The following is a 5407-nucleotide window of genomic DNA, read 5'->3' as shown; positions in this document are numbered from 1 at the left end:
CGACAGGCCAGCGGTGATGCCAGCCACGATGCCCGCCACATGAAAGCCGCCGCAGACCACCAGGCAGCGCCCGCCTTCGGCCAGGGCCTCGCGGACCTGGGCGGCCATGTGGGCCTCGCGGGCCCTGTCTTCGGCATCAGGGCCCGCGCCGCCCGCTGCCTCGTCCCGCTCGCGCAGCAGCTGGCTGAAGGCCAGCACGCCGGCAAAGTACGCCTGGGGCGAGGCGTCCTCATTGCCCGATTCGTAATGCCGGTCCCACCATTCGTCGAAGTCGCGGCAGCCGCCGGCCTGGATGAGGCCGGCCAGCACGTCGGGCGCGCGCCGCGAGGGCTCGTCGGCCAGCAGGGGTTCGGGCGCGCAGGCGAAGTAGTCCAGCTGCGCGGCCTGGACCAGCCGCGCCGCATAGGGCAGGTCGATGAAGCGCACATGGCTGCGCAGCCGCACCGCCTCGCGCAGGGCCACCCATTCAGGAGAGAAGGCCGCAAAGGGCACATAGCAGCGGCAGCGCCAGTCGTCCTCCAAAGCGCCATTCGCGCCATTCGTTTCATGTGCGCCATCGCCGCCTGCCACGGTCGCCTGCAGGTAGGCCGCCAGCGGCGGACGCGCCTGGGCGTGCTGCAGCGCAGGCAGCAGCGCATCGAGCTCGCCCGGGCCTTCGATCAGCACGTGGCTGGGCTTGAACTCGCGCATCAGCGCGCGCAGGTGGTGGGCGCAGCGCGGGCTGTGGTGGCGCACGGGCACCAGGCGCAGCTGCGGCAGCGGCGCCAGCCAGGCGGCAGCGTCAGTGCTCACGGCCGCCTGCGACAAAGTCCTGCCAAGCCGGCTGCCCTGCACGCTGGCGTGCCACCACGCGCAGGTATTCGGCGAAGCGGCGGCGGTCCTCGTCGTCGTCCTTGATCACCGTGCCCAGCAGGTGGCGCGCCAGGTGGGCCGGACCCACGCGCTCCTGCCCGAAGTACCAGCACTGGCAGGCGGCGTTGAAGGCCACGTCGATGGCCTCGGCCGTGGACAGCACGGTGCCCGGCCGCTCCACGGCCGTGCCCTCCACGCTGCCGCTGCGCAGCTCCTGGAAGGCCGTGGCCAGCAGGGCCAGCACATCGGGCGCGACGGTGGTGCCGATGCGCTGCTGCGCCAGTGCGCGGCCCACCTCCTGCCCTATCAATGCGGCCTGCGCGGCCACGCCTTCGAGCGGGCGCATGGTCTCGAAGTTGAAGCGGCGCTTGAGCGCGGCCGACATCTCGTTGACGCCGCGATCGCGCAGGTTGGCCGTGGCAATCACATTGAAGCCCGGCCGTGCCAGTAGCCAGGGCTGCTCGTGCTTGAGTTCGGGAATCTGCAGCAGCCGGTCGGAGAGCACGGGCACCATGCAGTCCTGCACTTCGGTGGAGCAGCGCGTGATCTCCTCGAAGCGCAGCAGCCGCCCTTCGCCCATGGCGCGGTGCAGCGGGCCGGGCACCAGGGCCTCGGGGCCGGGGCCGTCGCGCAGCAGCAGGGCGTAGTTCCAGCCATAGCGGATCTGCTCCTCCACCACGCCGGCACCGCCCTGCACGGTGAGCTTGCTGTCGCCGCTGATGGCGGCGGCCAGCAGCTCGGACAGCAGGGACTTGGCCGTGCCCGGCTCGCCCACCAGCATCAGGCCGCGCTGGCCGGCCAGGGTGACGATGGCGCGTTCGACCAGGGCATCGTTGCCGTGGATCTTGCGCGCGATGGCCGGCCCGCCGCCGTCAGGTTCCGCACCGCCCAGGATGAAGCGCCGAACGGAGCGCGGGCTCAGGCGCCAGCCGTCGGGGCGCGGGCCCTGGTCGGCGGCCTGCAGGGCCGCAAGTTCCTGGGCGTGGGCCATCTCGGCCGGCAGCCGCTGGGCGGCAGGTTCCGGGGTGGGCGCTGCCATGCGTTTGGTGGCCATCAGTCGCTCTCCTTGGTGCCGGCCGATTTGGCGGCGATGGCCGCGAACTGCGCCATCAGCGTGGCCTGCAGCGCGCGCGGCCACTGCTGCGGCTGCAGCCGGGGCCAGCGGCCATCCTCGCCGCGGTGGCTGCTGTCATAGACCACGGCGTGGGCGATGTCCACGCGGTGGTCCAGTTCCATGAACGGCATGTAGCGCCCGTGGTGAAGCTCGATGTACAGCTGCGGGCCCGCCCGGTCCAGCCTGTGCTCGTAGATGCCGGGGCCGTCTTCCACGGGGCCAGGGCGGTAGTTCCACTTGGCCAACAGGCCGGACAGCGCGCCCTGGCGTATCTGCAGCGGGCCGGCAGGGTGCAGGGCATGGTTCTTCCACTGGCTGGCGTCGGGCAGTTGCGCACCCGCGCCCAATTGGTCGATCAGCGGCTGCAGCTCGTAGTCGGCCAGGCAGGTGCGCCAGGCCTCAACCTCGCCCGCTGCGGCATCGACCGGATGCCAGAGCAGCACCTGCGCATCGTCGGGCAGCTCCACGGCATCGTCTGCGGCATCGAGCAGGGAAAAGTCCTCGGCAATGCGAAAGCTGGCGCCCTGCTCCAGCCGCCAGATCAGGGTGCGGCCCATGATGCGCAGCAGGGGATGCTGCAGGAACAGGCGGCGCCAGCGCGGGACGGACCAGCGCTGTCCCGTCATGAAGGCGGTACCCATGCGCGGCGCCTGCTGCCTGGCGATGGCCTTGACGCCGGCGGCAACGGTCTTGAATTCGGCCTGTGCCGCATTCCACTGAAGGCGCAGCGATTCGTCCTTGAGCGCAGGCAGGGTCTTGGAGGCCTTGCCATTGTCACCCACCACGCGCAGGCTCAGGTCGCCCTGCAGCTGCAGGCGGTAGCGCTGCGGGCCCACCTCCAGCACCAGGCCTTCGCCGCCCAGGCCGAAATCGGGCGTCAGTTCGTCATACAGCTCGATCAGGCTCAGGCCGCGCCGCTGGGCGGCTGCCTCCAGCGCGTCATGCGCTGCCGCAATCACCAGGTCCTTGAGCTTGCGCGAGGTGGACAGGGTCTGGACCTGGGACAGCGCGTACAGCGTGTCCAGCGCACCGAGCTGCTCCACGGCGATGATGGCGCGCAGCTTCTTGCTCCAGCCCCAGGCCTTCACGGCGGCCACCAGGGTCTGCACCAGGCGGTCGTCGACATGGCCGTTGGCCAGTCGCAGCGCCCAGCGCGCCTTGGGCTCGCCCTCCAGGGCCACCCAGGCATCGACCAGGTGCAGGGACAGCTGGGCGCGGCTTTCGGCCGGCACATGGGCCAGCAACTGCTCCACCAGCGGCGGCAGCTCTTCCTCGGCCGTGGCCACCAGATGCAGCACGATGCGGGCCGCATGCCCGGACAGCGGCGCGAACAGGGCCAGGGTATCTGGCTGGTCATAGGCCTTGATGCTGCTGGAAAAGCGCTTGAAGCGCGCCACGCGGGCCTCCAGTGCGTCAAGCGGCACCCTGCCACCCTCCCCCTGCGCCACGGTCAAAGCACCCGGCACTGGCACACCCAGGGCCAGCAGCCGGCCCTCGACCATGCTTTCGGAGCCCAGGTCCAGGCCCGTGCGCAGCAGCGCCTGCAGCAGCGGTGCGACCCCGGGATCGGGGTGGACCAGCAGGATGTCGCGGCAGGCCAGCTGCATCGCCTTCTCGCGCCGCTGCAGCCAGGCGTTGGACTCGAAGACAGCGCCTACGGCCTGCGCATCCAGTCCCTGCATGAAGCGCGCCACCGCTTCGCGCAGCGCCCGCGAGCTGCTGGCAGCCAGCAGTTCGCCCAGCAGGGGCAGCCGGGCATGCAGCATGGCCGGGTCCAGCTGCGCCAGCAGCGGGGCCAGTCGCACGGTGGGAATCTCGCGCAGGTAGTCGGGCTGCTCGGCCAGCATCTGGTTGAGCAGGCCGATGAAGGGCTCGATCCGCGATTTCTGCAATATGCAGCGCAGCAGATGGGGCAAAAGCTCCGGGTAGCGTGCCTTCCAGATCTGCTGGGCGACCACCGCATCGAAGTGGTACTTGGGCTGCCATCCTTCGATCCAGGCGACGAAGGGCGCGGAATCCTCCCGCACCAGGCGGTCGAAAATGGGGATGAAGTAGTCGGCCGGCTCATGGTCCGCCCTGCCCAGCAGCATGTTGACCAGTTCCAGGCGCCGCTGGGCGTCGGCGCCCAGGTCCCAGCGCAGCGCGATCAGGCCCGGGTCTTCGTTGATGGGCTTGTCGTCGAACCAGTCGGGATGGCGGCGGTAGAAGTCGTACCAGGGCGCGCAGCGCTGCGGGTGCGGAACGTCGCTGTGCCGCGTCATGTAGACATCGCGGATGTCGGCATAGAGCGCGCCGCCGCGCTCGGCCAGCTCCATCAGGTCCTGGTCGTCCAGGCTGCCCAGCAGCAGCTTCCAGTCGGCTCTGTCATACCCGCCACCGGACTGGACGTTCAGCTCTGCGGCCCAGTCCAGCAGCTGCATCACCCGTTCACGGCTGATGCCCGGGTACCAGAGCCAGCCGAACATGTCCAGGATGCGGATCTCACGGTAGTCGTTGTCGCCGTCCGGCGCAGGTGGACGGGCCAGGCTGGCGCGCGCCATCTGCTCGAACTCGGCCGCAAGCTCGGGGCTGTGGCGTGGAATGTCGCCGTCCAGGCTGCCGTCGATCCTGCGCCCGAAGGGGATGGTCTGCCGCGCGAAGGCCAGCCACAGGTCATGGTCATGGGTCCAGGGCAGATCGAAGTTGCCCAGGGCGCGGATGGGGTTGGAATAGTCGTCGAAGGCCTTGCGCGTGAAGGCGCCCACTTCGTCATGCCGGCCCGCGCGCATGCGGCTGGCCAGCACCTGGACCAGTTCGGCGGGTGGCAGCGAGGCGCTCAGTTCCTCGAGCGTGGCCTGGTCGGTGTGTTCTAGGGTCGAAGAGTTCATGGAGTCAGGGGTTCTGGAGGGAGTCAAACCTGGGCTGCAGCCGCGCCCGCAGCGCGCGAGGCCAAGGCCTGGAGCATGGCGCACAGCGATGCCTGCAGCGGCAGCGGCCATTCGGCCGGGGGCAGCAGGCGGTCGGCGGCCATGTCGCGCAGGGCAAAGCCTTCGATGTCGATCTCATGGCCGGGCTCGTAGTACGGCATGGCCGCGCTGTGCAGCAGTTCCACGCGCCAGCGCTGCACGGCAAAGTCCCGCAGGTGCAGGTAGATGCCGGGGCCATCGCACACGGGGCCGGCATGAAAGCGCCATGGCCCTGCCAGGCCGTCCAGCGCCTGCTGCGTGAGCCGTATCGGTGCCAGGGGCTGCAGCAGTTCCTGCTGCCACTGGCTGGCCAGCGGCAGGTCGGCGGGCGCATCGACCTGCTCGATCAGGGCCTTGAGGCCGTAGTCGGCCAGGCATTCGCGCCACTGCGCACGCTCCTGTTCGGTGGCCTGCGCGGGGTGCCACAGGGCGATGCGGCCCTCGGCCGGCAGTTGCACCGCGTCGCTCTCGGCATCGACCAGGGACAGGTCCTCGG

Annotated in this window: 4 protein-coding genes; all 4 read right to left on the bottom strand. The window is 70.3% G+C overall.

Features of this window, described 5'->3' with window-relative positions; genetic code table 11:
- On the bottom strand, positions 1 to 792 hold a 792-nt coding region (locus L995_RS00725; RefSeq protein WP_047468172.1), incomplete at its 3' end, for a DUF5682 family protein.
- Positions 782 to 1906, bottom strand: coding sequence for an ATP-binding protein (locus tag L995_RS00720; protein ID WP_047468168.1), 1125 nt, complete (start codon positions 1904 to 1906; stop codon positions 782 to 784). The genes L995_RS00720 and L995_RS00725, both read right to left, overlap by 11 nt.
- Positions 1906 to 4833 carry a DUF4132 domain-containing protein gene (locus L995_RS00715; RefSeq protein ID WP_047468166.1) on the bottom strand — a complete coding sequence of 976 codons (2928 nt, stop codon included), beginning with the start codon at positions 4831 to 4833 and terminating at the stop codon, positions 1906 to 1908. The genes L995_RS00720 and L995_RS00715 overlap by 1 nt, the downstream gene beginning before the upstream one ends.
- Positions 4834 to 4856: 23 nt before the next feature.
- Positions 4857 to 5407: DUF4132 domain-containing protein (locus tag L995_RS00710; protein WP_047468163.1), on the bottom strand; the 551-nt coding region annotated here is incomplete at its 5' end.

It is taken from the genome of Delftia sp. ZNC0008 (assembly GCF_000799035.1).
Lineage (GTDB): Bacteria > Pseudomonadota > Gammaproteobacteria > Burkholderiales > Burkholderiaceae_C > Comamonas > Comamonas tsuruhatensis.
Note: the sequence above shows the minus strand (reverse complement) of the source record. Positions and strands in the feature narration are given on the sequence as shown.

Bases quoted from the DNA above. Each gene is read 5' to 3' on its own strand.
- L995_RS00720 (WP_047468168.1), bottom strand. From the start codon at position 1,906: ATGGCCACCAAACGCATGGCAGCGCCCACCCCGGAACCTGCCGCCCAG.
- L995_RS00715 (WP_047468166.1), bottom strand. From the start codon at position 4,833: ATGAACTCTTCGACCCTAGAACACACCGACCAGGCCACGCTCGAGGAA.